Origin of the sequence: Massilia sp. IC2-477 (assembly GCF_020707265.1) — a bacterium.
Lineage (GTDB): Bacteria > Pseudomonadota > Gammaproteobacteria > Burkholderiales > Burkholderiaceae_D > Telluria.
The window spans coordinates 206173-227852 of sequence record NZ_JAJFEQ010000007.1 but is presented as its reverse complement, the minus strand read 5'-3'; the positions used below and the strand labels follow the sequence as shown (position 1 = coordinate 227852).

The 21680-nt window shown below is 65.8% G+C and carries 17 protein-coding genes and 1 tRNA gene; 12 read left to right on the top strand and 6 right to left on the bottom strand.

The genetic code is table 11. The features are described 5' to 3' along the window. The first annotated feature begins 4 nt into the window (after positions 1–4). From LK542_RS16215 to LK542_RS16180, 8 genes are all read left to right on the top strand, one after another. Positions 5–1609: a DHA2 family efflux MFS transporter permease subunit gene (locus LK542_RS16215; protein ID WP_227812670.1), complete on the top strand. Its 1605-nt coding sequence runs from the start codon at positions 5–7 to the stop codon at positions 1607–1609. Positions 1610–1642: 33 nt separating this feature from the next. Continuing rightward, positions 1643–3088, top strand: coding sequence for an efflux transporter outer membrane subunit (locus LK542_RS16210; RefSeq protein ID WP_227812669.1), 1446 nt, complete (start codon positions 1643–1645; stop codon positions 3086–3088). Positions 3089–3134: 46 nt separating this feature from the next. Beyond that, positions 3135–4178, top strand: coding sequence for a YCF48-related protein (locus LK542_RS16205; RefSeq protein ID WP_227812668.1), 1044 nt, complete (start codon positions 3135–3137; stop codon positions 4176–4178). Positions 4179–4213: 35 nt separating this feature from the next. Next, the gene (locus LK542_RS16200; RefSeq protein ID WP_227812667.1) at positions 4214–5923 is read left to right on the top strand and encodes a hypothetical protein; all 1710 of its coding nucleotides are present in this window, start codon (positions 4214–4216) and stop codon (positions 5921–5923) included. A 157-nt stretch (positions 5924–6080) separates the two neighbouring features. Beyond that, positions 6081–7262 (top strand): methyl-accepting chemotaxis protein, encoded by a 1182-nt coding sequence (locus LK542_RS16195; protein ID WP_227812666.1) that lies wholly within the window; start codon positions 6081–6083, stop codon positions 7260–7262. Between the two features lie 103 nt (positions 7263–7365). Next, positions 7366–8061 carry a hypothetical protein gene (locus tag LK542_RS16190; RefSeq protein WP_227812665.1) on the top strand — a complete coding sequence of 232 codons (696 nt, stop codon included), beginning with the start codon at positions 7366–7368 and terminating at the stop codon, positions 8059–8061. 132 nt (positions 8062–8193) lie between these two features. Further along, positions 8194–9228 carry a BON domain-containing protein gene (locus LK542_RS16185; RefSeq protein WP_227812664.1) on the top strand — a complete coding sequence of 345 codons (1035 nt, stop codon included), beginning with the start codon at positions 8194–8196 and terminating at the stop codon, positions 9226–9228. Between the two features lie 108 nt (positions 9229–9336). After that, positions 9337–10161 carry an HDOD domain-containing protein gene (locus LK542_RS16180; protein ID WP_227799483.1) on the top strand — a complete coding sequence of 275 codons (825 nt, stop codon included), beginning with the start codon at positions 9337–9339 and terminating at the stop codon, positions 10159–10161. Here the strand turns inward: LK542_RS16180 and LK542_RS16175 are convergent, their stop codons facing one another. After that, the gene (locus tag LK542_RS16175) at positions 10162–11076 is read right to left on the bottom strand and encodes a LysR family transcriptional regulator (RefSeq protein WP_227812663.1); all 915 of its coding nucleotides are present in this window, start codon (positions 11074–11076) and stop codon (positions 10162–10164) included. 106 nt (positions 11077–11182) lie between these two features. On the opposite strand from LK542_RS16175, the gene LK542_RS16170 reads away from it, so the two are divergent. Further along, positions 11183–11746, top strand: coding sequence for a cysteine hydrolase family protein (locus LK542_RS16170; protein WP_227812662.1), 564 nt, complete (start codon positions 11183–11185; stop codon positions 11744–11746). A 25-nt stretch (positions 11747–11771) separates the two neighbouring features. Further along, positions 11772–12767, top strand: coding sequence for a choice-of-anchor A family protein (locus LK542_RS16165; protein ID WP_307728978.1), 996 nt, complete (start codon positions 11772–11774; stop codon positions 12765–12767). Positions 12768–12777: 10 nt separating this feature from the next. Here the strand turns inward: LK542_RS16165 and LK542_RS16160 are convergent, their stop codons facing one another. From LK542_RS16160 to LK542_RS16145, 4 genes are all read right to left on the bottom strand, one after another. Further along, positions 12778–13950, bottom strand: coding sequence for an MFS transporter (locus LK542_RS16160; RefSeq protein ID WP_227812661.1), 1173 nt, complete (start codon positions 13948–13950; stop codon positions 12778–12780). Between the two features lie 92 nt (positions 13951–14042). Beyond that, positions 14043–14648 carry a YigZ family protein gene (locus LK542_RS16155; protein WP_227812660.1) on the bottom strand — a complete coding sequence of 202 codons (606 nt, stop codon included), beginning with the start codon at positions 14646–14648 and terminating at the stop codon, positions 14043–14045. A 65-nt stretch (positions 14649–14713) separates the two neighbouring features. Then, the gene (locus tag LK542_RS16150) at positions 14714–16363 is read right to left on the bottom strand and encodes a choice-of-anchor I family protein (protein ID WP_227812659.1); all 1650 of its coding nucleotides are present in this window, start codon (positions 16361–16363) and stop codon (positions 14714–14716) included. A 116-nt stretch (positions 16364–16479) separates the two neighbouring features. Then, positions 16480–16555: transfer RNA gene (locus LK542_RS16145), tRNA-Lys, on the bottom strand. Positions 16556–16709: 154 nt separating this feature from the next. Between LK542_RS16145 and LK542_RS16140 the strand changes: the two genes are divergently transcribed. Continuing rightward, positions 16710–17996: a hypothetical protein gene (locus LK542_RS16140; protein ID WP_227812658.1), complete on the top strand. Its 1287-nt coding sequence runs from the start codon at positions 16710–16712 to the stop codon at positions 17994–17996. A 3-nt stretch (positions 17997–17999) separates the two neighbouring features. Here LK542_RS16140 and LK542_RS16135 read toward each other — a convergent pair whose 3' ends face one another. After that, positions 18000–18515, bottom strand: coding sequence for a hypothetical protein (locus LK542_RS16135; RefSeq protein ID WP_227799475.1), 516 nt, complete (start codon positions 18513–18515; stop codon positions 18000–18002). Positions 18516–18681: 166 nt separating this feature from the next. Here LK542_RS16135 and LK542_RS16130 point away from each other — a divergent pair, with 166 nt between their 5' ends. Continuing rightward, on the top strand, positions 18682–21507 hold the full coding sequence (locus LK542_RS16130; RefSeq protein WP_227812657.1) for a type VI secretion system Vgr family protein: 2826 nt from the start codon (positions 18682–18684) through the stop codon (positions 21505–21507). Positions 21508–21680 lie beyond the last annotated feature (173 nt).

Genomic DNA, 21680 nt, shown 5'->3' with positions numbered 1-21680 from the left:
TGCCATGACTAGCCTCACCAAGGCCGGCGTGCCGGGTGCCGTCCCCGGGGCGCCCGCCAACGGCGCCCGCATCGACGCGCGCACCTGGATCGCGGTGGCCGCCGGCATGCTGGGCGCCTTCATGGCGGTGCTCGACATCCAGATCACCAACTCCTCGCTGCGCGACATCCTCGGCACGCTGTCGGCCACGCAGGAAGAGGGCTCCTGGATCTCGACCGCCTACCTGTGCGCCGAGATCGTCGTGATCCCGATGACGGCGCTGTTCGCCCGCGCCTTCGGGGTGCGTTACTACATGATCGGCACGACGGCCCTGTTCCTGCTGTTTTCGACCCTGTGCGGCGCGGCCTGGAACCTGGAAAGCATGATCGTGTTCCGCATGCTGCAGGGTTTCACCGGCGGCGCGCTGATCCCGATGGCGATGACGCTGGTGATGACCCGCCTGCCCGCATCCAAGCGCGCGGTCGGCATGGCGATCTTCGGCCTGACGGCCACCCTGGCGCCGGCCATGGGCCCGACCCTGGGCGGCTACCTGTCCGAGCTGTACGGCTGGCCCTCGATCTTCTACATCAACTGGGTGCCGGGCGTGCTGCTGATCGCCGGCATGCTGTACGGCCTCGATCCGGAAAAGCCGAACTTCAAGGCCCTGCTCAATGCCGACTGGCTCGGCATCGGCCTGATGGCGCTCGGCCTGGCCTGCCTGACCATCTTCCTGGAAGAGGGCAATTCGAAGGACTGGTTCGAGTCGCGCTTCATCGTGACTTTCGCTGCGCTGTCGCTGGTGGGCATCCTGGGCTGGGTGGCGGTGAGCTTCTCGCGTCCGGACCCGTTCGTGAACCTGCGCCTCTACGGCCAGCGCAACTTCCTGGTCGCGACCGTGCTGTCGGCGGTGACCGGCATGGGCCTGTATGGCTCCTCCTTCCTGCTGCCGCTGTACCTGGGCCAGATCGCCGGCTACACCCCGATGCAGATCGGCGAAGTCATCGCCTGGGTCGGCCTGCCGCAGCTGCTCGTGATGCCCTTTGCGGCGGCGCTGTCCTCGAAGGTGGACAACCGCATCCTGTGTTCCTTCGGCCTGCTGCTGTTCGGCGGCTCCTGCCTGATGAACGCCTTCATGGACGCGAGCACCGGCTACGACCAGCTGATGATGACCCAGGTGATCCGCGCGATCGGCCAGCCCTTCGTGATGCTGACCCTGTCGAACTTCGCGATGCAGGGCCTGCCGCCGAAGGACATGCCCTCGGCCTCGAGCCTGTTCAACATGACGCGCAACCTGGGCGGCTCGATCGGCATCGCACTGCTGGCCACCAGCCTGACCAACCGCGAGCACTTCCACTCGGCGCGCCTGGGCGAGGCGGTGTCGCAGTATGCGCCGGCGACCCAGCAGCGCCTGGACCAGCTGACCCAGGGCTTCATGGCAAGCGGCATGGACCCGGCGACGGCAGCCAACCAGGCGCTGGCCGTGATCGACCGCATCGTACGGCGCGAGTCCTATGTGATGGCCTACAACGACGGCTTCTGGATCATCGGCCTGGTGCTGATCGGCTGCATCGCCGCGATCTGTCTGGCGGACAAGGTGAAGTCGCCGGGTGGCGCCTCAGGTGCCCACTAATGCGCCCACTGATATCGAACATTGAGAATGACTATGCTGAAGAAAATCGTACTCGTTAGTGCATTGGCTGCGGCCCTCGGTGGCTGCACCACGGTTGGTCCCGACTTCAAGGCGCCGGCCAACGCGCAGGATGCGTCCTTCCGCCACGCGGCGTCCAGCAACGGGGCGGCGCGCCTGCCGGCCCAGTGGTGGACCGTGTTCGGCGACAGCACCCTCGACGGCCTGGAACAGCGCGCCCTGCGCGACAACCCGGGCGTGCAGGCAGCGGCCCAGCGCCTGCTGCAGGCCCAGGCCCAGCTGGGCGTGGTGCGTGCCGGGCAGATGCCGAACGTCGCGGTGAGCGCGGGCGTATCGAACTCGCGTACCTCGAGCGAGACCTCGCAGGGCATCGCCCTGGGTGGCCGCTCGATCGAAGGCAACAACTTCAGTGTCGGCGCCTCGCTCTCGTATGAACTCGACCTGTGGGGCCGCGTGCGCCGCGTGGTCGAAGCCTCGGACGCCCAGGCGCTGGCGGCCCAGGATGACCGCGACGGCGTGCTGCTGATGCTGTCGTCGCAAGTGGCGAGCTCCTACTGGCAGCTGCGCGGCCTGGACGCCGAGCTGGCCGTGCTGAAGAACGCGCTGGCGGCGCGGCAGGAAGCCCAGCAACTGATCGAGGCCCGCTTCAGGGCCGGCCTGACGAACGAACTGGACGTCTCGCGCGCCCGCATCGAACGCGCCAATGCCGAAGCCGACCTGCACGAGGTGCAGCGCCAGCGCAATACGGTCGAACACGCGCTGGCCACCCTGGTGGGCGCGTCGCCGAGCGCGCCTCTGCTGGCCGGCGACGCCAGGGCACAGCTGCCGCAGCCGCCCGCGATCCCGGTCGGCCTGCCGGCCAGCCTGGTGGGGCAGCGCCCCGACCTGGCGGCGAGCGTGGCCCAGCTGAAGTCCTTCAATGCCCAGGTGGGCGTGGCGGAAGGCGCCTTCTATCCCTCGCTTTCCTTGACGTCGAACTTCGGCTTCGCCTCCGAGCACCTGCGCGACCTGGCCAGCGGCGGCGCACGTCAGTTCTCCTTCGGCCCGCTGGCGCTGTCGCTGCCCGTGTTCGACGGCGGCCGCAATCGCGCCAACCTGGCGCTGTCGAAGGCGCGCTACGAAGAAGCGGTGGCCAACCACCAGACGCGCCTCTTGACCGCGCTGCGCGAAGTGGAAGATGCGCTGTCGGACGTGCAGCAGCGCCAGCAGCAGGGCGAGGTGCAGGCGCAGTCGCAAGAGGCGGCGGCGCGTGCGCTACTGGTGGCGCAGGCGCGCTACCAGCGCGGCGTGTCGACCTACCTCGACGTGACCGAGGCCCAGCGCACTTCGCTGGCGGCGGACCGTGCCGCGGCGCAGATCCGCACCCAGCGCCTGCTGGCGACTGTCGCCGTGGCGCGCGCGCTCGGCGGCGGCTGGGAGCAGGGCGAAGCATTGGCCACCATCGCGAAGGCACCCCAATAAAGTAAGGCTACAATGCGGATCACTTAAACCTACGAGGATCCGCATCATGCTTCTTCCTGCACGCGTCCTGTTCGCCGCCACCATGCTGGTTTCCAGCGCGGCCAGCGCCCAATCCTGGCAAGCTGTCACCAGCCCCACTGGCGCCGAGCTGCGCGGCCTGTCGGTCGTCAGCGGCAAGGTGGCCTGGGCCAGCGGCGCCAAGGGCACCGTGCTGCGCACGGTCGACGGCAGCAACTGGCAGGCGCTGCAGGTGCCGGACGCCGACAAGATCGATTTCCGCGACATCCAGGCTTTTGATGCCGATACCGCCGTCGTGATGGGGGCGGGGCCCGGCGCGGCTTCGCGCATCTATCGCACCAACGATGGCGGCGCTACCTGGAAGCTGATCGTGACCAACCCGGTCGCCGAGGGCTTCTGGGACGCGATCGCCTTCTGGGACAAGGACAACGGCATCCTGTTCGGCGACCCGGTCAAGGGCAGCTTCCAGGTCTACACCACAAGCGACGGTGGCCGCTCCTGGCAGGAGGTCGCTTCGAAAGGTATCGAAGCGATGCCGAACGAAGGCGCCTTCGCCGCCAGCGGCACCTGCCTCACCGTGGCGGGTAGCAGCAACGCCTGGATCGCCACTGGCGGCAGCGCCAGCTCGCGCGTCTTCCACTCCAGCGACCGCGGCAAGACCTGGCGCGTTTCCTCGACCCCGATTCCGGCCGGCGCCGCCGCGCGCGGCGTGTTCTCGGTCGCCTTCCTGAATCCGAAAGAGGGTTTCGCGGCCGGCGGCGACTACAAGGAAACCCGCATGGCCGGCACCAACGGCGCATTCACGACGGACGGCGGCGCTAGCTGGACGCCGGTGCAGGTGGCGCCAGCCGGCTACATGTCGGTGGTCGTGCCGGTGCCGGGCGCGCCGCGTGCGCTCGTTGCGGGCGGCCTGGCGGGTTCCGGCTATTCGCGCGATGGCGGGCGCACGTGGACCGAACTCGACAAGACACCGATGAACACGGTCGGCTTCGCCGGCCCGACCCAGGGCTGGGCGGTGGGGCCGAAGGGCCTGTTGATGAAGTACACCGGGCCGGCACTCGACCCGCAGTAAAATCGCCCGACTATAACAAGCTGACAGGAGACACCATGAACAAACTATTCGCTCCCCTCGTGCTGGTCGCCGCCCTTGGCGCCGCCTATGCGCAGGCGGCAGAACCAGCCACTGCCGCCCAACTTCAGAGCATGGCCAAGCGCTTCGCACCGGCCGAGCTGAAGGCCGATACCTCGAAGCTGTCGAAAGGCGACCGCGCCGCGATGGTCAAGCTGATCGAGGCGGCGAAGATCATCGACACCCTGCAGCTGCGCCAGCGCTGGTCCGGCAACGAAGCCCTGTGGGCCGCGCTGCAGAAGGACAATTCGGCACTGGGCAAGGCGCGCCAGAACGCCTTCTGGCTGAACAAGGGGCCGTGGTCGGGCCTGGACGACAACCAGTCCTTCATGCCCGCGGAGTATGCCGGCATCAAGATCCCGGCCAAGAAGCCGCTCGGCGCCAACTTCTATCCCGAGAACGCCGGCAAGGAAGCGCTGGAAAGCTGGATGAACGGCTTGCCCGCCGCGCAGAAGGCCGATGCGCAGTGGTTCTTCACCGTCATCCGGACTGGCCCGGACGGCAAGTTCCGCACCGTGAGGTATTCGGATGAGTACCGCCCGGACCTGGAAAAGCTGGCCAAGCTGCTGCGCGAAGCCGCGGCCTCGACCGACAACGCTTCGCTCAAGAAATTCCTCACCCTGCGTGCGGATGCCTTCCTGTCCAACGATTACCTGGCTTCGGACTTCGCCTGGATGGACCTCGATTCGCCCGTCGACGTCACCATCGGTCCCTACGAGACCTATAACGACGAGCTGTTCGGCTACAAGGCGGCGTTCGAAGCCTATGTCAGCGTGCGCGACCAGAAGGAAACCCAGAAGCTGGCCTTCTTCGGCAAGCACCTGCAGGAGCTGGAAGACAACCTGCCGGTCGACAAGCAGTACCGCAACCCGAAGGTCGGCGCGATCGCCCCGATGGTGGTGGTCAACCAGGTCTTCGGCGCGGGCGACGGCAACATGGGCGTGCAGACCGCCGCCTACAACCTGCCGAACGACGAGCGCGTGATCCGCGAGCGCGGCTCCAAGCGCGTGATGCTGAAGAACGTGCAGGAAGCGAAGTTCGAATCGACCCTCAAACCGATCTCGAAGCTGGTATTGCACCCGCAGGACCAGAAGGACCTCGATTTCGATTCCTTCTTCACCCACATCCTGGCGCACGAGATCATGCACGGCCTCGGTCCGCACCATACGAAGAAGGACGGCAAGGAATCGACCCCGCGCCAGGACCTGAAGGACACCTATTCGACCATTGAGGAAGCCAAGGCCGACATCACCGGCCTGTGGGCGCTTGGCTACATGATGGACAAGGGTCTGCTGAAGGACACGCTGGGGCAGGGCGAGGCGGCCGAGCGCAAGCTGTATAACACCTTCCTGGCCTCGAGCTTCCGTACCCTGCACTTCGGCCTGACGTCTTCGCATGCGCGCGGCATGGCGATCCAGGTCAACTACCTGCTCGACAAAGGCGCGTTCGTGGCCAATGGCGACGGCACGTTCGCCGTGGACTTCAAGAAGATCAAGGCGGCCGTGGCCGACCTCGACCGCGAATTCCTCACCATCGAAGCCACCGGCGACTATGCCCGTGCCAAGGCGATGATGACGAAGTACGTGGTGATCCGTCCGGAAGTGCAGAAGGCGCTCGACAAGCTGAAGTCCAGCGTGCCGAACGACATACGCCCAAGCTTCGTGACGGCGGCAGCGCTGGCAAAGTAAGGCGCTGGCCAGGGCATTCGGCGGCTCGATTGGCACGTACGCAACAGTGCCGCCGAATTTACTTAACTTCAGCTGAAAGCTCCCTCAGTCCATACAGGGGCCGTGTTATAGTCGCAGCATTGCTTTGGAGCAATTCCCACAGCCCTCAGACTAGAACATGACGACGAAGCCCCTTTCCACTGGCGCGCGATTGGCCATCGGCTACGGCGCCGTGATTCTCCTGATGATCGCGCTGGCCGTGCTCGCCGCGGCGCGCGCGGGGCAGATCGAGCATCTGCTGTTCCGCATCGACGATGTGAGCGGCATCAAGCAGCGCTACGCCTTCGAGCTGCGCGCCAGCGTGCGCGATCGTTCGATCGCCATGCGCGACCTCGTCCTCGCCTCCGACCCGGCCGCGGCCGTGACGCCGATCGCGCGCCTGAAGACTTCGGCCGACGCCTATGCGCGCGCGGCGTCGCCGCTCGATGCACTGTTCCATGAGCTGCCCGGCATCCTGCCCGAGGAGCGGGACGCCCTGGCCGCGATCAAGGAACAGGAAAGGCGCACCCGCCCGCTGGTCGAGCGCGTCCTGGCCCTGCACACCCTCGGCGAAACCCAGGAAGCCCGGGCCCTGCTGGCCAGCCAGGCGGCGCCGGCCTTCGTCGACTGGCTGGCCAGCGTCTCGCGCTTCGTCGACCTGCAGGAAAAGCTGGCGGCCGACGACATGGCGAATGCGCGCCGGCTGGCGTCCGGCTTCGGGCAGTGGATCGTGCTGCTGTGCGCGGGCGCCGTCGCGGCGGCCGTGTTCGGCACCTGGTACGTGGTGCGCGGGCTGCGGCCTGCGCCGACGGCCGCGCCCGACGAAGCGCCGGTGCAGGACGTCGCGGCGGCGCCCGCCGCCATCCCCCCGAAACGCGTCGACGACATCGTCGGCGCCATCGACGGCCTGGCCTTCCGCGCCAACATCCTGGCGCTCGACGCCGCCGTGCATGCCCTGCGCACCGGCGAGCAGGACGAGGACAGCAGCGCTGTCGTGCAGGAATTGCAGGCGCTGGCGCTGCGCTCGACGGCGGTGGTGAAGGATATCCGCGACCTGGTCGGCAGCCCGGTGGCCCACATGGAAGACGCCGGCGCGCTGCAGGCGATCGCCAACGCGGTGTCGCGGGTCACCGCCGTGACCTCGGCCATCAGCCTGGTAGAAGGCCCGCCGCCCGACCGCAGCGAAAGCACGCGCCGCACCACGGCCTTGCTGCAGGCCTCGAGCGCGGCGGCGGCGATGGAAGCCGAAGCACAGCGCCTGGCCGCCATCGTGGCGCCGGCATTGCACGGTCTTGAGCCCACGCCGTCAGTGCAAAACTGACAGCGTTGATCTTCTCAACACAGACAAATATTTTCCCGAAAGTGGGGCTTCATCCCGGGCTAGAATTGCCGATAGGCATTTTATCGTCCTACGGAGTAAGCCCATGTTCAAGCCCTTCACCACCGCTGCGATCGCTGCGATCCTGTGCGCACCGGCACTGCATGCCGCCGAACTGACCGCGCTGGAAAAGCGCTGGCTGGATGCGGCCGGGCCGGTGCTGGCCTATTCCCAGCAGCTCAAGCTCCCCCTCGACATCACCGTGCAGCCCCAGCCGCGTCCCGGCGACGTGCCGCTGGCGATGGGCTTCGACAAGGGCCGCTGCAAGCTGGTGATGTCCCTGCGTAACAACCCGGATGCCGAGACCGTGCTGGCCGGGATTCCCGAAGCGCAGCAGGGCGCCTTGATCGAAGCCATGGCGGCGCACGAGATCGCGCATTGCTGGCGCTATGCGCAGGGCGCCTGGCACGTGCTGCCGGCCGGCTTCGTGGAAGTGGGCGAGGAGCACGCAGCCGATGCGTCGCTGCTGGCCGCCTCGAAGGCGATGCGCGAGACGCGCCGCGAAGAAGGCTTTGCCGACCTGGCCGCACTGGCCTGGACCCGGCGCAGCAAGCCGGAGGAGTATGCGCGCGTGTACCGCTGGCTGGCCGGCGTGCGCGACAAGGTGGCGGTGCCGCGCAGCGGCCACGATACCCGCGCCTGGGTGCGCCTGGCGGGCGACGGCGCCGCGTTCGGCAAGGCCGGCGCGCCCTTCGACGATGTCGCCGTCCTGTGGCGTGAAGGCCTGCTGGCGACCGAATGAAGGAGGCGGCCCGGCAACAGTCGAGGCCGCGTAATGACGAGGAAGCGGGTGTGTGTACGCTGTCGCACAGATAGCGCGGGGTGGTGGGCGTTTAATGATGACATCACAACAACCGACACCAAGGGACACATCATGAACCGACTCCTCGCCGCCCTGCTGGCCACCGTTGCCGGCACCACCATCGCCGCGGCTCCCGCATTCGCCCAGAACGACGCCGCCGGCTACCGCACGGCCATGCAGAAGGTCGAAGCCGACCACAAGGCCGCCAAGCAGAAATGCGACGCGCTCAAGGATGAGGACATCTGCGAGGAACAGGCCGACGTTGCCCGCGCCAAGGCCGAGCTGGCTGCCGTCACGAAGTATGACAACACCGCCTCCAACCGCGAAGCGGCGCGCCGCAAGCTGGCCGATGCCGAGTACGAGCTGGCCGAAGAGAAGTGCGACACCATGAAGGGCAACGCCAAGGACAGCTGCATGAACAACGCCAAGTCGGTGCGCACCGCCGCGCTGGCCGCTGCCGGCGGCAGCGCTGACAGCAAGGCTGACAGCAAGGCCGGCAGCACCGGCGGCAGCGGCGCCACCGCCGCTACCGCGGCAGGCAGCGCCGGCCTGGTCGCCAGCACCGACACCAAGGATCCGGTGAAGTCGGCTGCCGTCGAGAAGTGCGAAGAGAAGGGCAACAAGACCGCCTGCCTGGTCGAGAACAAGGACAAGCCGGACACCGCCCTCGAACGCGCCGGCGAGAAGACCCGCGCCGCTGCCGCGACCGCCGTCGCCAAGACCAAGGAAGCGGCCAGCAAGGTGGCCGACAAGACCAGGGAGGTGACCTCGGGCGCCGCCGAGCGCACCGAACGCGCCGCCGAGAACGTCGGCGACAAGACCCGCAGCACCGCCTCGACCGCCGCCGACAAGACCGAGAAGGCGACCGAGCGCGCCGGTTCGCGCACCACGGCCGCCATGTCGGATACGGCGATCACCGCCAAGGTCAAGGCCGGCCTGGCCGCTGCGCCGGATACCAGCGCACTGGCAGTCAAGGTCGAGACCGAGAAGGGCGTCGTCATGCTGAGCGGCTTCGTCGACTCGAAGGCCGAGGCCGAGCGCGCCGAGCAGGTCGCCAAGGGCGTCGAAGGCGTGACCAAGGTCAAGAGCGCCATCAAGGTGAAGTAAGCCGCTGCACCTTCGCAATACCGGAGCCCGCACCTCGCCGTGCGGGCTTTTTTCATTTTTGCTAACTTAACGGCCAGGCAGGGGCAGGGGCAAGGGTATAATTCCTGCGTGAACAAACTTGAAGCCTTCGGATACATCGCTGCCCAGGCCGCGCGTGGGGACATTACCTTTCCCACCAGCGTGAATGCCGTGCTGCGCCTGCAGCTGGCCCTGGACGATCCGGATTGCCATGTGGACGAGGCGATCCGCCTCGTGCTGTCCGAACCGCAGCTGGCGGCGCGCACCGTGGCGCTGGCCAACACCGCGGCCTACGGCAGCGGCGCGGGCGGCATGCAGGTGACCAACGTGCGCGCCGCCGTGCTGCGCATCGGCTACCGCCGCCTGCGCGGCCTGGTTGCCGCCCTGATGGTGCGCCAGTTCGGCCACCGCATCGCCGATCCGATCCTGCGCGCCAAGGCCGAGCAGCTGTGGACCCACAGCGCCCAGGTGGCGGCGCTGGCGCACTCGGTGGCGCGCCACGTCACCAGGGTCGATCCCGACACCGCGCTGTTCGCCGGCATCGTGCACGAGGTGGGCGGCTTCTACCTGCTGTCGCGCGCCGACGAATTCCCCGGCCTGCTGGAAGACGACACGGATCGCTGGGGCGTGCTGGTCGAGGACGTGGCGGGCGCGGAAATCATGCGCAAGCTGGACATTCCGGCCGACGTGGCCGAAGCCATCGGCGCCCTGCGCGACGGCGTGCTGCAGCCCGAGCCGCACACCCTGCTCGATACCCTGCTGCTGGCCAACCGCTACGCGCTGGTGGACTCGCCCCTGGGCGCGCCGCGCCTCGATGACCACGAAGCCGGTCCGCTGGACGCCGCCACGCTGCAGCTGCTGCGCAGCGAAGCGGCCGAGACCGCCCAGGCCCTGGGCGACGCCTCGCTGGTCTGACTATTCCCACCCGATGATGCCGGCCCGGCCCGCCCCCGTGCGCGCGGCCAGGCTGCGCTCGCGCAGGGCACGCACCACGGCGCGCACCGGCCGCTGGCGCAGTACGCCCGGCAAGCCGGCGATGGCGAACTGGCGCCGCGCCGGAATCGGCAGCGGCAGGATCCTGACGTCAAGCGCTTCCGGGAAAGTAGCCAGGCGCGGCAGGATCGCATAACCCATGCCGCGTCCGACCATGGCGGCAATGCTCGTGTCGTTGGCCAGCACCCGTCCCGGCTCGGGCGCAAAGCCGGCGGCGCGGCAGCGCGCCAGGATCTCGGCCGCGCCGCTGCAGGCCAGCGTGATGAAGGGCAGGGCGCCCAGCTCCGGCCAGCCGGACGTGTTCATTGCCGGCAGCGCCAGCGCGGCCGGCACCACCAGCACGTAGTCGTCGTGCAGGTAAGGATAGGCATCTAACCCGGCGCCCAGCGGCAGCTGGGCGATGCCGATCTCGGCCAGTCCGTCCTGCAGCGCGCGGGGGATGTCGGCCCGCTCCTCGCAGCTGTCGTCGATTTCGACCCGCAGTCGCGGCTGCGATTGCGCCAGGGCTTCGAGCACGTGCGGCAACAGATGGGTGCCAACGCTGCGAAAGCAGGCGATGCGCACGGTGCCGCTTACCTCCTCATCGGCGCGGGCGGCTTCGATCAGCCCGCGTTCCAGACGCAGCATCTGGCGCGCCTTGTCCACGACCCGCTGTCCGGCTTCGGTCGGCGCCGAACCGGTGCGGCCGCGCGCCAGCAAGCTGACGCCTAGCTCGCCTTCGAGTTCGGCGATGCCATGGCTGATGCGCGACTGGGTGCAGCCCAGCTCCGCGGCGGCGGCGCTGAAGCTTCCATGGTCGGCCACCGCCACCAGCATCTTCAGTTGGCTCAGCTTCATGCCATCGAAATCCTTCATGTCAAGCCAGCCATTATCCGCCATTTCGGTTGCGGCATTGTTGCCGGCGGTAGAGGATGGCGTTCCGAGCTATTTACCAAGACCAAGCATGAAGACCCTGCCACCCAACGCCGCCCTGATCAGCATCGACGTGCAGCAGGCTTTCGATGACCCGCGCTGGGGCCGGCGCAACAACCCGGAGGCCGAGAAGCAGGTCGCTGCGTTGCTCGCAGCCTGGCGCACCAGCGGGCGGCCGGTCTTCCACATCCAGCATCGCTCGGCCTCGCCTGCCGGACTGTTCCGCCCGGGGACGCCCGGCTATGAACACAAGCCGGAAGCGCGGCCGCTGCCGGGCGAAGCGGTGATCGTCAAGAGCGTGAACAGTTCCTTCATCGGCACCGACCTGGAGGCGCGCTTGCGCGGCGCTGGCATCGGGACCGTGGTGATCGTGGGCTTAACGACCGACCATTGCGTGTCGACGACGGCGCGCATGGCCGGAAACCTTGGTTTCGAGACCTGGTTCATGGCGGACGCCACGGCGACCTTCGAACGCACCGGGCCGGACGGCCGCCATTTCACGGCGCAAGAGATGCATGATGCGGCGCTGGCCAGCCTGCATGGCGAATTTGCGACAGTGGTCTGGACGAAGGAGGTATTGACAGCGCTTGCATGAGCAAATTGCTAAATTTGATGATACTATGGGGAATCTAAAATTTCCCATCAGAATTATCATGCGTCGATTGGCACTTGCTCATGCGTCAATAATCGTAAGCCTTCTTGCGTGCGGTACGGCCCAGGCTGGCGTCATCGACCTGGGTAGCATGATGGGCGGTGCCAATATCTATACGCTGGGGAATTTCTCAGCCAAATCGAGCGATGTGGAGGGTGCCGTCATCGCTGGCGGCAACGTGAACATCAGTTCCTACTCGATCAATGCCAACGGCAAGGCAGCCTACGGAAGCCATGCGCTGATCGCAGGGGGCGACCTGACGCTCAAGGGTGGATCGATCGACAAGGGCAAGATCTACGTCGGCGGCAACACCCTCCTGCAAAACGCGGCGATGCCGCTGAGCACGCCCGTCAGTCCGATCAATTTTGGGAGCACCTCGACCGCCTTCCTCAAGCTGTCGCAGGAACTGGCCTCGGTGCAGGGAACGGGCAGCGTCAGCAAGCTGTGGAGCGGTGTTGTCGTCAGCGGCAGCGGCAAGGGTGGCGTGGACGTGTTCAACGTTTCGGCCGACATGTTCCGTACCTCGAGCAGCTGGACCCTGGACAAGCTGGTGGCCGGCCAGACCCTGATCTTCAATGTCATGGGTGAAAGCGCCACGTTCAACGAGGGCGGCATCAGCTTCGAGCCGCTGAGCAACTACAACGTGCTGTTCAACTTCCCCGATGCAAAGGCGCTCAACGTCAAGGGCATCATCGGCAGCGTGCTGGCGCCGAAGGCGGCCGTCACCGCCGATTGGGGCGTGATTAATGGCCAGGTGGTGGTGGGTAGCTGGAACTCGACCATCCAGGTCAATTCCAACCATTACTTCACAGCGACGCAACTGGCAGGCGTGAATGATTTGCGCACCGACGGATCCAACATCACGGTGCCGGAGCCGGGCACCCTGGCGCTGATGCTGGCTGGCGTGGCCGTCGCCGTCGCCGGCCGCCGCAAGCGCGTGCGGGCGCTGCCGGCCGCGGCCTGAGCCTGCGGGTTCAGGCCCCGCAGGCGGCGCGCGCCTGTGCGCGTCCTTGCATCAGCATCGCCAGGGCCAGCGCCACGCCCGCCAGGGCGAGGCCGGCCGCGACCCATTGCGGCGACGCGTACGAATAGCCGAGCGTCAGCGGGATCCCGCCCAGGAAGGCGCCGGTCGCATTCCCGATATTGAAGCCCGATTGTCCCAGCGAGGAACCCAGCATCTCGGCCTCGCGCGAATGCTCGATGAGCAGCATCTGGATCGACGGACCCAGCGCCAGCGCATTGGCGCCGGTGGCAAAGGCCAGCACCAGCATGGCCGGCTGCGAGCTGGCGAACAGGCCATTGCACAGCAACAGGACCGTCATCGTTCCCAGCAGGATCAGGATCGACTGCAGCGGCGGCACGCGGTCGGCCAGGCGGCCGCCCAGGTGCACGCCGACCGTCATGCCGACTCCGACCACGGTCATGACCATCGGGATGGTCGCCGGCGCGAAGTGCGTGACGTCGGTCAGCAGCGGCGCGATATAGCTGAAGAAGGCGAAGAAGCCGCCGGTGCCGATCGAGGTGATGGCGAGCGCCAGCCACAGGGCGGGGCTGCGGAAGATGCGCAGGTCGTGCAGCAGGCTGGTGCGCGCCTTGGCCTCGATGTGCGGCACTAGCTGGCGCAGGGCCAGCACGGTGACCAGGCCGATCGCCGCTACCACCAGGAACACGGCGCGCCAGCTCATGTTGTGGCCGAGCCAGGTGCCGGCAGGCACGCCCAGCACGTTGGCCAGCGTCAGGCCGGTGAACATGGTGGCCAGCGCGGCCGCCACCTTGCCTTCGTCCGCGAGGCGGCTGGCGACCACGGCGCCGACGCCGAAGAAGGCGCCATGCGGCAGGCCGGCCATGAAGCGCGACAGCATCATCATCTCGTAGTTGGGCGAGAAGGCCGACATCGCATTGAACAGCGTGAACATCGCCATGAACCACATCAGGACGCTGCGCGGCGGGCGGTGCGCCATCAGGCTCACGAGCGTGGGCGCGCCGACCACGACGCCGAGCGCATAGGCGGTGATGAGGTGGCCGGCCTGCGGGATGCTGATGCCGAGGCCGCTGGCGACGTCGGGCAGGATGCCCATGATGACGAATTCGGTCATGCCGATGCCGAAGCCGCCCAGGGCGAGGGGAAGGAGACTTTTCTTGATCAAAACGCGGTGGAATGTCGAAGTGGATCGGCCACTATAGCGCGCGGCGCGTCCTCAGTCCGCTTTCGAGTCGTGATGACAGGTATAGCCCAGGGCTATGCAGGCGCCGCGTCGTCGATGCGCGGCCAGCCGATCCGGCCATGGCCGGCATTGTCCAGCCGCGTACGCAGCCCAGGCGCATCCTGTGCCGGCAGGCTGAAGTCGAACAGCACCTCGTCGCCATGCGCCACCGCCACCAGTTGCGCGCTGGCAGCGTCGAGTTCGCGCCGCACCAAGCCTTCGAGCGCATACGGGGCGCTGCAGCGCAGCTGCTGCAGCTTGATGATCGGCACCTTCTGCGCCTGCAGCAGGGCTTGCGCCACGCTGTCGGTATAGGCGCGCACCAGGCCGCCGGCGCCCAGCTTGACGCCGCCGAAGTAGCGCACCACGGTGGCCAGCACGCCTTCCAGGTCCTGGTGGCGCAGCACGTCCAGCATCGGCCGGCCCGCCGTACCGCTCGGCTCGCCATCGTCGACCGCAGCCGACTGGCCGCCCGCCAGCAGCGCCCAGCACACGTGGGCAGCGCCCGGGTGTTCCGCGCGCAGCCTGGCGACGACCTGCTGGGCGCCGGCGCGGTCCGGCATCGGCTGGACGCAGGCAATGAAACGGCTCTTCTTGATGATGAGTTCGAAGTGGACGGGGGCAGCGATGGAATAAGGCATGGCGCCGATTATCGGCGGCGCGGCGGGAAATGCCAACCGTCACGGCCGGCATTTCCCGGATCGGCTTAGTAGCTGAGGTTGATCTGCAGGATGGCGGTAGTGCCGCTGACCTCGTTGCCGACGACGAGCAGCGGCTTGCTGTTCGGGGATTTATCCGCCGGGATCAGGGCCAGGCCTTCCGGACCCAGGTCGCCGGTGTCGTTGGTCCGGGTGTTGAGGTAGGTGACGAAGCTGGCCGCCGACGGCTTGCTGACGTCGTACACCATCACGCCGCCGACGCGCTCCAGGCCGATGAAGGCATAGGTCTTCTTGCCGAAGCGGCCGACCACCACGCCTTCCGGCTCCGGACCCTTGGCCGGGCTGCGGCCATCGAGGTCGTTGTTATCGTTGCTGGCATTGAAGCGGGCGTTCGGCAGCGACACGGTCTTCTGTTCGAACTCGTCGCCCGAGTCGTACACGCGGTTCAGGCTGGTGTCCCAGATCGAGAAGGAACGGGCGCCGAAGGTGTACAGCTCGGTGCACTGGCCAGCCGCGTTCTTGCCGGCGCTGCCGCCGTTCGGGGTGGTGGTGATGCGCAAGCGGCCGAGGTTCGAGTCGAGGATGAGGTTGGCAGCATTGCCGAACACGGCCGGGTCGAGGCCGGCGCTGCAATGGGTACGCACTCGCGATTCTTCGTTGAAGCCGGGCCAGTCGGCGCGCGCATCGCCTTCGTTGGCGGTAATCAGGTAGGCCGTGCCGTCGACCGTGAAGCGCGCAATCGCGTCCGGCAGGTACATGCCCTTCACCGGCTGGGGAGCGATGCGCACCGCCGGCGTGCCGCTGTTGGTATTCGTGCCGCCGTCCTCGTCCGAGGCGTCCAGGCCCATGCCTGCCAGGTTGTGGTTCTTGGTGCCGAGCGGCTTGATCGCGGTGACCTTGGCCGTGGCGACGTCGACGGTCGCAACGGCATTGTTTTCCTGCAGGGTGACCCAGGCGGTACGGCCGTCTTCGCTGGTGGCGATGTATTCCGGTTCGAAGTCCTGGGCCGCGCTGGCGCCCGGGCCGTAGATGCGGATGCCCTGGGCGCGCAAGGCGGCTTCCTGGCCGTTGAACGCGCGGAAGTCGGCAGTGGCGACCGTCGGCGTGCCGCCGCGGTTGACCGTGATGATGCTGACCGATCCTTCCGGATCGCTCGAGTCGGCCTGGCCGTAGCTGTTCGGTTCGCCTTCGTTGGCCACCAGCAGGGTGCGGCCGTCCGGGGTGAAAGTCAGCATGTCGGGCAGGGCGCCGACCTTGACGCTGTTGACCAGCTTGAGGTCGGCGGCATTGTAGAAGGCCACGGTGCCGGGACTGGTCTTGGGGACCGCTTCGATCGCCAGCGCGACCAGGCCGTCGTGGACGGCGACGCTGTTGACGCCGCTGCCGAGGCTGCTGACGTTGATGGTACCGACCAGTTTCGGCGCGGACGGCGTCGACAGGTCGAGCACGTCGACCGTGCCGTTGGCGCCATTGACCACGAACAGGCGCTTGCTGGCCGCATCGAAGGCCGTGATCTCGGCCGCGCCGGCCTTGCCGCCGTTGTAGCTGCCGATCTTTTCCATCGTCAGCGTCTTGGGCGTGAGTTCTTCGTCGTCATCGCTGCTGCTGCCGCAGCCGGCAAGCAGGCCGGCAGCGAGCAGGGCGGCGCCCAGGATGCGCAGGGTGGTCGGTGGGGCAGCGTGGTCGAGAAACGGCATGGTCGGATTTCCAGAGTTGAAAAACCGACAGCATAGGAGGCGGGGATGACAGCAATATGACGCGCAAAAACAAAAAAGGCGTCACGATTGCTCATGACGCCTTCCTTGCTGAATCTTGGTAGGCCGTGCTGGGCTCGAACCAGCGACCAACGGATTAAAAGTCCGCTGCTCTACCAACTGAGCTAACGACCCGAAGAAGCCAAGATTATAGCGACGTTTGCGCGAATATCCAAGTGCTTCGTGTCAATTTGTTGGCCGGGCCAAGTTTCCCCCTCCCGGGGGGATGGGATCGAAACGGGCCTCGCAGCAAAATCGGCCTCGTCAATTCATCCTCATAGGAAGTCCCATGTACTTGCCAAAACACCTCGCGCTTGCCGTTTCCGGCCTGTGTGTCCTGCCGTCCGCCCTGGCAGCCCAGCCGGTGCAGAAAGTCAAACCGCCGGTCAGCCAGGCCTACATCGATCTCGCGACCTTTTCGGGCGGTGCGCCGATGCCGGGTGCGGGCGGCTTGATGGGCAGCCTGTTCGGCGCCAGGAACAATGACAATACCTTCGGCATGACCCAGACCGGGAGTCCCGGACGCTGGATGGACGTGACGCTCCTGACCCGCAACAACGGCAAGCTGAAGACGGCAACCCACAGCGTGCCGGCCGGCTCGAAGCTGGCGCCGGTGCTGAACCTGCTGGCGCCGGAGCAGGCGCCGGTGGAGGTCGGCGATACGCAAGACAGCCCGGAACCGGTCAAGTTCGAGATGCCGAAGGGGAAAATGTATCTGTACTGGGGCTGCGGCGCGGAAGTGCGCAAGGGCCAGCCACTGGTGCTGGATCTCGCCAAGATGGATCCTGCCCAGTTCAACAAATTCTTCCAGAACCGCAGCGCCACCTCGCGCGTACCTGGCCCGGCGCTGGGCCGTCCCGTGTGGCCGAACAAGATCGATGCGCGCCGCCTGCCGGATGGCGCCTCGATGGTTGGCGAGCACGGCTTTGCCGGCGATGGCGTGGTGGACGGCTTCAAGTTCAACATCGACGCCCGGCACGACCTGATGCCCGCCGTCGAAGCGGCCCGCAATGACGATGGCAATGGCGTGCTGTTCAAGTGGAAGCCGATGCAGCAGGCGAGCGCCTGGTTCGTGCAGGCGATGGGCATGCGCGACACCGGCAAGGCCGAGGGCAACGAGATGGAAATGGTCTACTGGACCTCAAGCGAGTTGCCGGACATGGGCATGGGGCTGGTGAACTACCAGCCGAACGGTTCCATCAGCAAGTGGCAGAAGGAGAAAGTGCTGCTGCCCGCCTCGGCCACTGAGTGCATGGCGCCGAAGGAAGCCGTCGGTGCGATGTCGATGTCGCGCGTGATTGCGTATGGCGAAGAGCTGAACATGGCCTATCCGCCGCGGCCGAAGGATCCGAAGATCACCTGGGAACCGCAATGGGACGTCAAGGTGCGGCTGAAGTCGGTCGCTTCCTTGATGCCGGGCATGGGAGCGGCGATGAATGCCGCGATGGCTGGCCAGGAGGCGGCGCCCGAAGCATCGCAGGAGAAGCAGGCCCCGGCGTCCGTTACGGGGACGGTGAAGGAAGCCGTGACCCGAGGTGTGGTCGACTCGCTGGTGCGCGGGCTGTTCAAGCGCTGATATTCAGTTTTCGATTTCCTTGTCCTCGGCCACGACCTCGCGCATCGAATGCGGCTCGAGCTTTTCCGCGTCGACGTTCATGCGCACGAACATGCCCCAGGTGGCCAGGATGGCGGCCGCGGCCACGCCAATGGCGGCCGAGTGCAGCAGGTATTCGGGCCGGCCGTGCATGAACTGGAACACGCCGATCAGGCACTCGATCGACAGCGAGACCACGACCACGATCAGGAAGCGCGACAGGAAGCGCCGCACCCGCGTCGGGGCGCTGATGTTGACCGAGCGCTGCACCTCTTCTTCCAGCACCGTCTGGCCCAGCTCCAGCGAAGCCACCGCGATGGTCAGCAGGCCAACGCATTCCAGTATCAATTCAAAACGTTCGCGCACTTTCAGCTCGACGCGCGGGTCGAGCGCGCCCCAGGTTTCCACCGCCGCCAGCACGATCAGCCCGACGCCGCAGACGAAGAACAGGGCGACGATCAGCATGTACCCGACGAGGAAGATGTTCTGGATGAATTTCACGTGACGGCGCAGGAATAAGAAGTTGTAAATATCTTAATCCTTTGTAGGGATTGGGCGCGTTCAATTGCCGAGGTCTGCAACTGATGACGCGGCGCAAGAATTGCTGTGCGGACTGCTTATATCGTGGGGACTTCGGCTGACGAGTCCACAAGGAAATGCCACGGTCATGAGCACGACGCTGACGGATCAGATCTTTGCCGCCCTGGCTGAGTTCAGCAGCGCAAGCCGGCTGTACGAACTCAAGGTGGGAGAGGGTGAGGAAACCGGGCTGGTGGTCGAAGCCTTCTTTGCCGACGACGGAGTGCAACAAGTGGGCACGCGCGATGTGATTGCGCTGTCCACGGATGCTTACCTGGAGCTGGAGAGCCTGCTCGGCCTGCCGGCGGCCCTGGAAATCGCGCTGGCGGACGGGACGCGGGAACGCTTTGCCGGAGAGATCTGCGAAGCCGCCATGCTGGGCAGCGATGGCGGGCTGGCGCGCTACCGCATTCGTATTTGTTCATGGCTGTGGCGCCTGGGACAAGTGCGCAATTGCCGGGTGTGGCAGGACAAGAGTGTCGTGGAGATCGTCGATGCGGTGTTCTCCGCCTACCAGCCACGGGCGCGCTGGCGCTGGAGCGACGATACCGGGCCTTTCTTGGCGGAGGTGTCGCCGCGCAGTTATTGCTGTCAGTACCGTGAGTCCGATCTGGACTTCGTGCAGCGGCTTCTGGCTGACGAGGGGCTGTGCTGGCGGCACGAACAGACTGAAGCAGGACCCGGGCTGGTGCTGTTCACGGACAGCAGCCAGCGCAGCGCGGTGCCGGAAGACGCCAGTAGCGAGGCGCTCGGCGGGATTCGCTTCCACGGCGCGCGCTCGGTGGAGGAATCGGACAGCATCCAGTCCCTATCGGCGCAACGGCGCCTGCATGCCTCGCTGACGACGGTGCTCAGTTATGACTACAAGGCGAAACAGGTCGTCGCGGCCAGTTCGCCGTCCCACTACACCTACGGCAAGTTGCCGGTGCTCGAATCTTTCGAGGTGCCGGGGCAGTATGCGTATGCGGACTGGCAGCAGGCGCAGCACTATGCGGACCTGCGCATGCAGGAGCAGGAGGCGCGGGGGCAGATGTGGCAGGGGCGGTCGACCGTCAGGACTTTACGTGCGGGGACTCGGGTGCAAGTGCTTGAGGCTCCGTTGCAGCAGTTGGGCGAGTCGGGATCGTTCACTGTGCTCCGGGTTTTCAGTATTGGCGTGAACAACATGCCGCCGACGGCAGCGCATGCGCTAACCGAGTTGTTCGGGCCGATACCGGAGCTGCTCGAAGAGCTGACGCGTGTGGACATGCCCGAGGACTCGGAATTGGCGATTGCGCAGGCACAGGAGACGGGGTATGCCAACTGTTTCAGTGCCGTTTCGAGCGAGCTCATTTGGCGTCCGCAATTAGCCAGTGATGGCCGCGCCGGTCGGAAGCCAGCAGCTTTTGGCGCGCAAAGTGCGATCGTCGTCGGTGCGGATGGCTGCGACCAGCCGAGTGGCGCGGATGAGTTGTACTGCGACAGGCTGGGGCGTGTGCGGATTCGTTTTCATTGGCAGGAAAGTGACGACGCAACTTGCTGGGTGCGCGTTGCGCAGCGTTCGGCTGGTGGTGGAATCGGGCAGCAATTTTTACCACGCATCGGACAGGAAGTGCTGGTGCAGTTCCTGGAGAACGACATCGACCGCCCGATCGTTGTGGGCGCGCTCTATAACGGGCAAGGGGAGGGCGGAGTCTTTGCTACACCAGGTGGGCGTCGTGACGGTGAGGCAGACATCTCTTGTTTTGAGTCTGCGCGTGATCACTCAGCCTCGGGCCAGGCAAACCTCAGTGGTGGGCACAGCCCGATATGGCATGGTGGGTCCGTTGACAGTGCTGGACACCGCAACCCTGCGGCGCAATGGGGAGTCCGTAGCAAGGAATTTGGGGGCTATGGCTACTCTCAGCTGCTATTCGATGACACCGATGGACAAAGTCATGTGCAATCGAAAAACACGCACGCGGGCAGCGAGCTAAACCTTGGACAACTAATACACCTTGCGGATAACTACCGCGGCAGTAGCCGCGGGTTAGGTGCGGAGATGCGCACGGATGCGTACGGGGCGGGGAGGGCGGGCGCTGGTCTGCAAATTTCCAGTTACAAGATCAACCATAACGCTACCGTACGCGATGCTGTCGGGGAGAACGCAGCTGGAATCGCGATGCAAACTACTTCCGAGCAGCTGGCAGCTTCCTTCAGCGCAGCAGCCTCCACACATCAAACCGTTGCACTCGCGACGCATTTAGGTGTTAGCCGAGCAAGTGTAAGTGCACTCGACGACAAATTGGCGCCACTAAAGGCCGTGTTGATGGTGGCCTCCGGAATGGTCAGTACCGAATCGCTCGCTCAGGCCCGTTCCGACGTTGATGCGAAGAACACGGGCAGCAGCGAGACAAAGGTGCCCCATACGACCGATCCCATTGTTGCGATCGCGGCCCAGGCGGGATTCGACGCTGTAGCAGGGCAGAGCGTACAGCTTGCCGGTGGCGAGACTGCGGCTCTGGTATGTGGGCAAGACATGCAATATGTCAGCAGCGGGCAGACGCGGATGCATACCGGGCAGGTAACTGGCGCACTGGGGGGAGCCGTCAAGGCGGAAGAAAACGATCTGGGGTTGCAGCTCATTTCCGCAAAAGATGCGGTCGACGTTCAGGCCCAAGCCGATGAGCTGAACGTCCAAGCGCGGAAAGATATAAAGGTCATCAGTGCAAATGGACATGTCGATTGGGCCTCGTCCAAATCCATTCGTCTGTCGACTGCTGGCGGGGCCAGTCTCACTATCAGGGATGGCAACATTGTAGTGCAGTGCCCCAATAAAATATCGATCCATGCTGGGAAAAAAAGCCTGACGGGACCGAAAAGAATCTCGCGCGAACTACCGATCTTGCCGCATGAGCCATTCGAAATCAAAAAGGCTTACCCTTTTTCTCTGTGAAGAATTGCTTCAACAATTCCGTTGCCTATGCTAATCAGTCCTCCGTTTCTACCGCCCCGTTCTGAAGGACAGTCTGAAGAACAGTGGCTCGACTATGCGATGCAAGCAGGTGCTCCGGGAGACGGCGCTTATCCGGTAAGTTTTAACATGGGTTGGCATGGTGGAGTGCACCT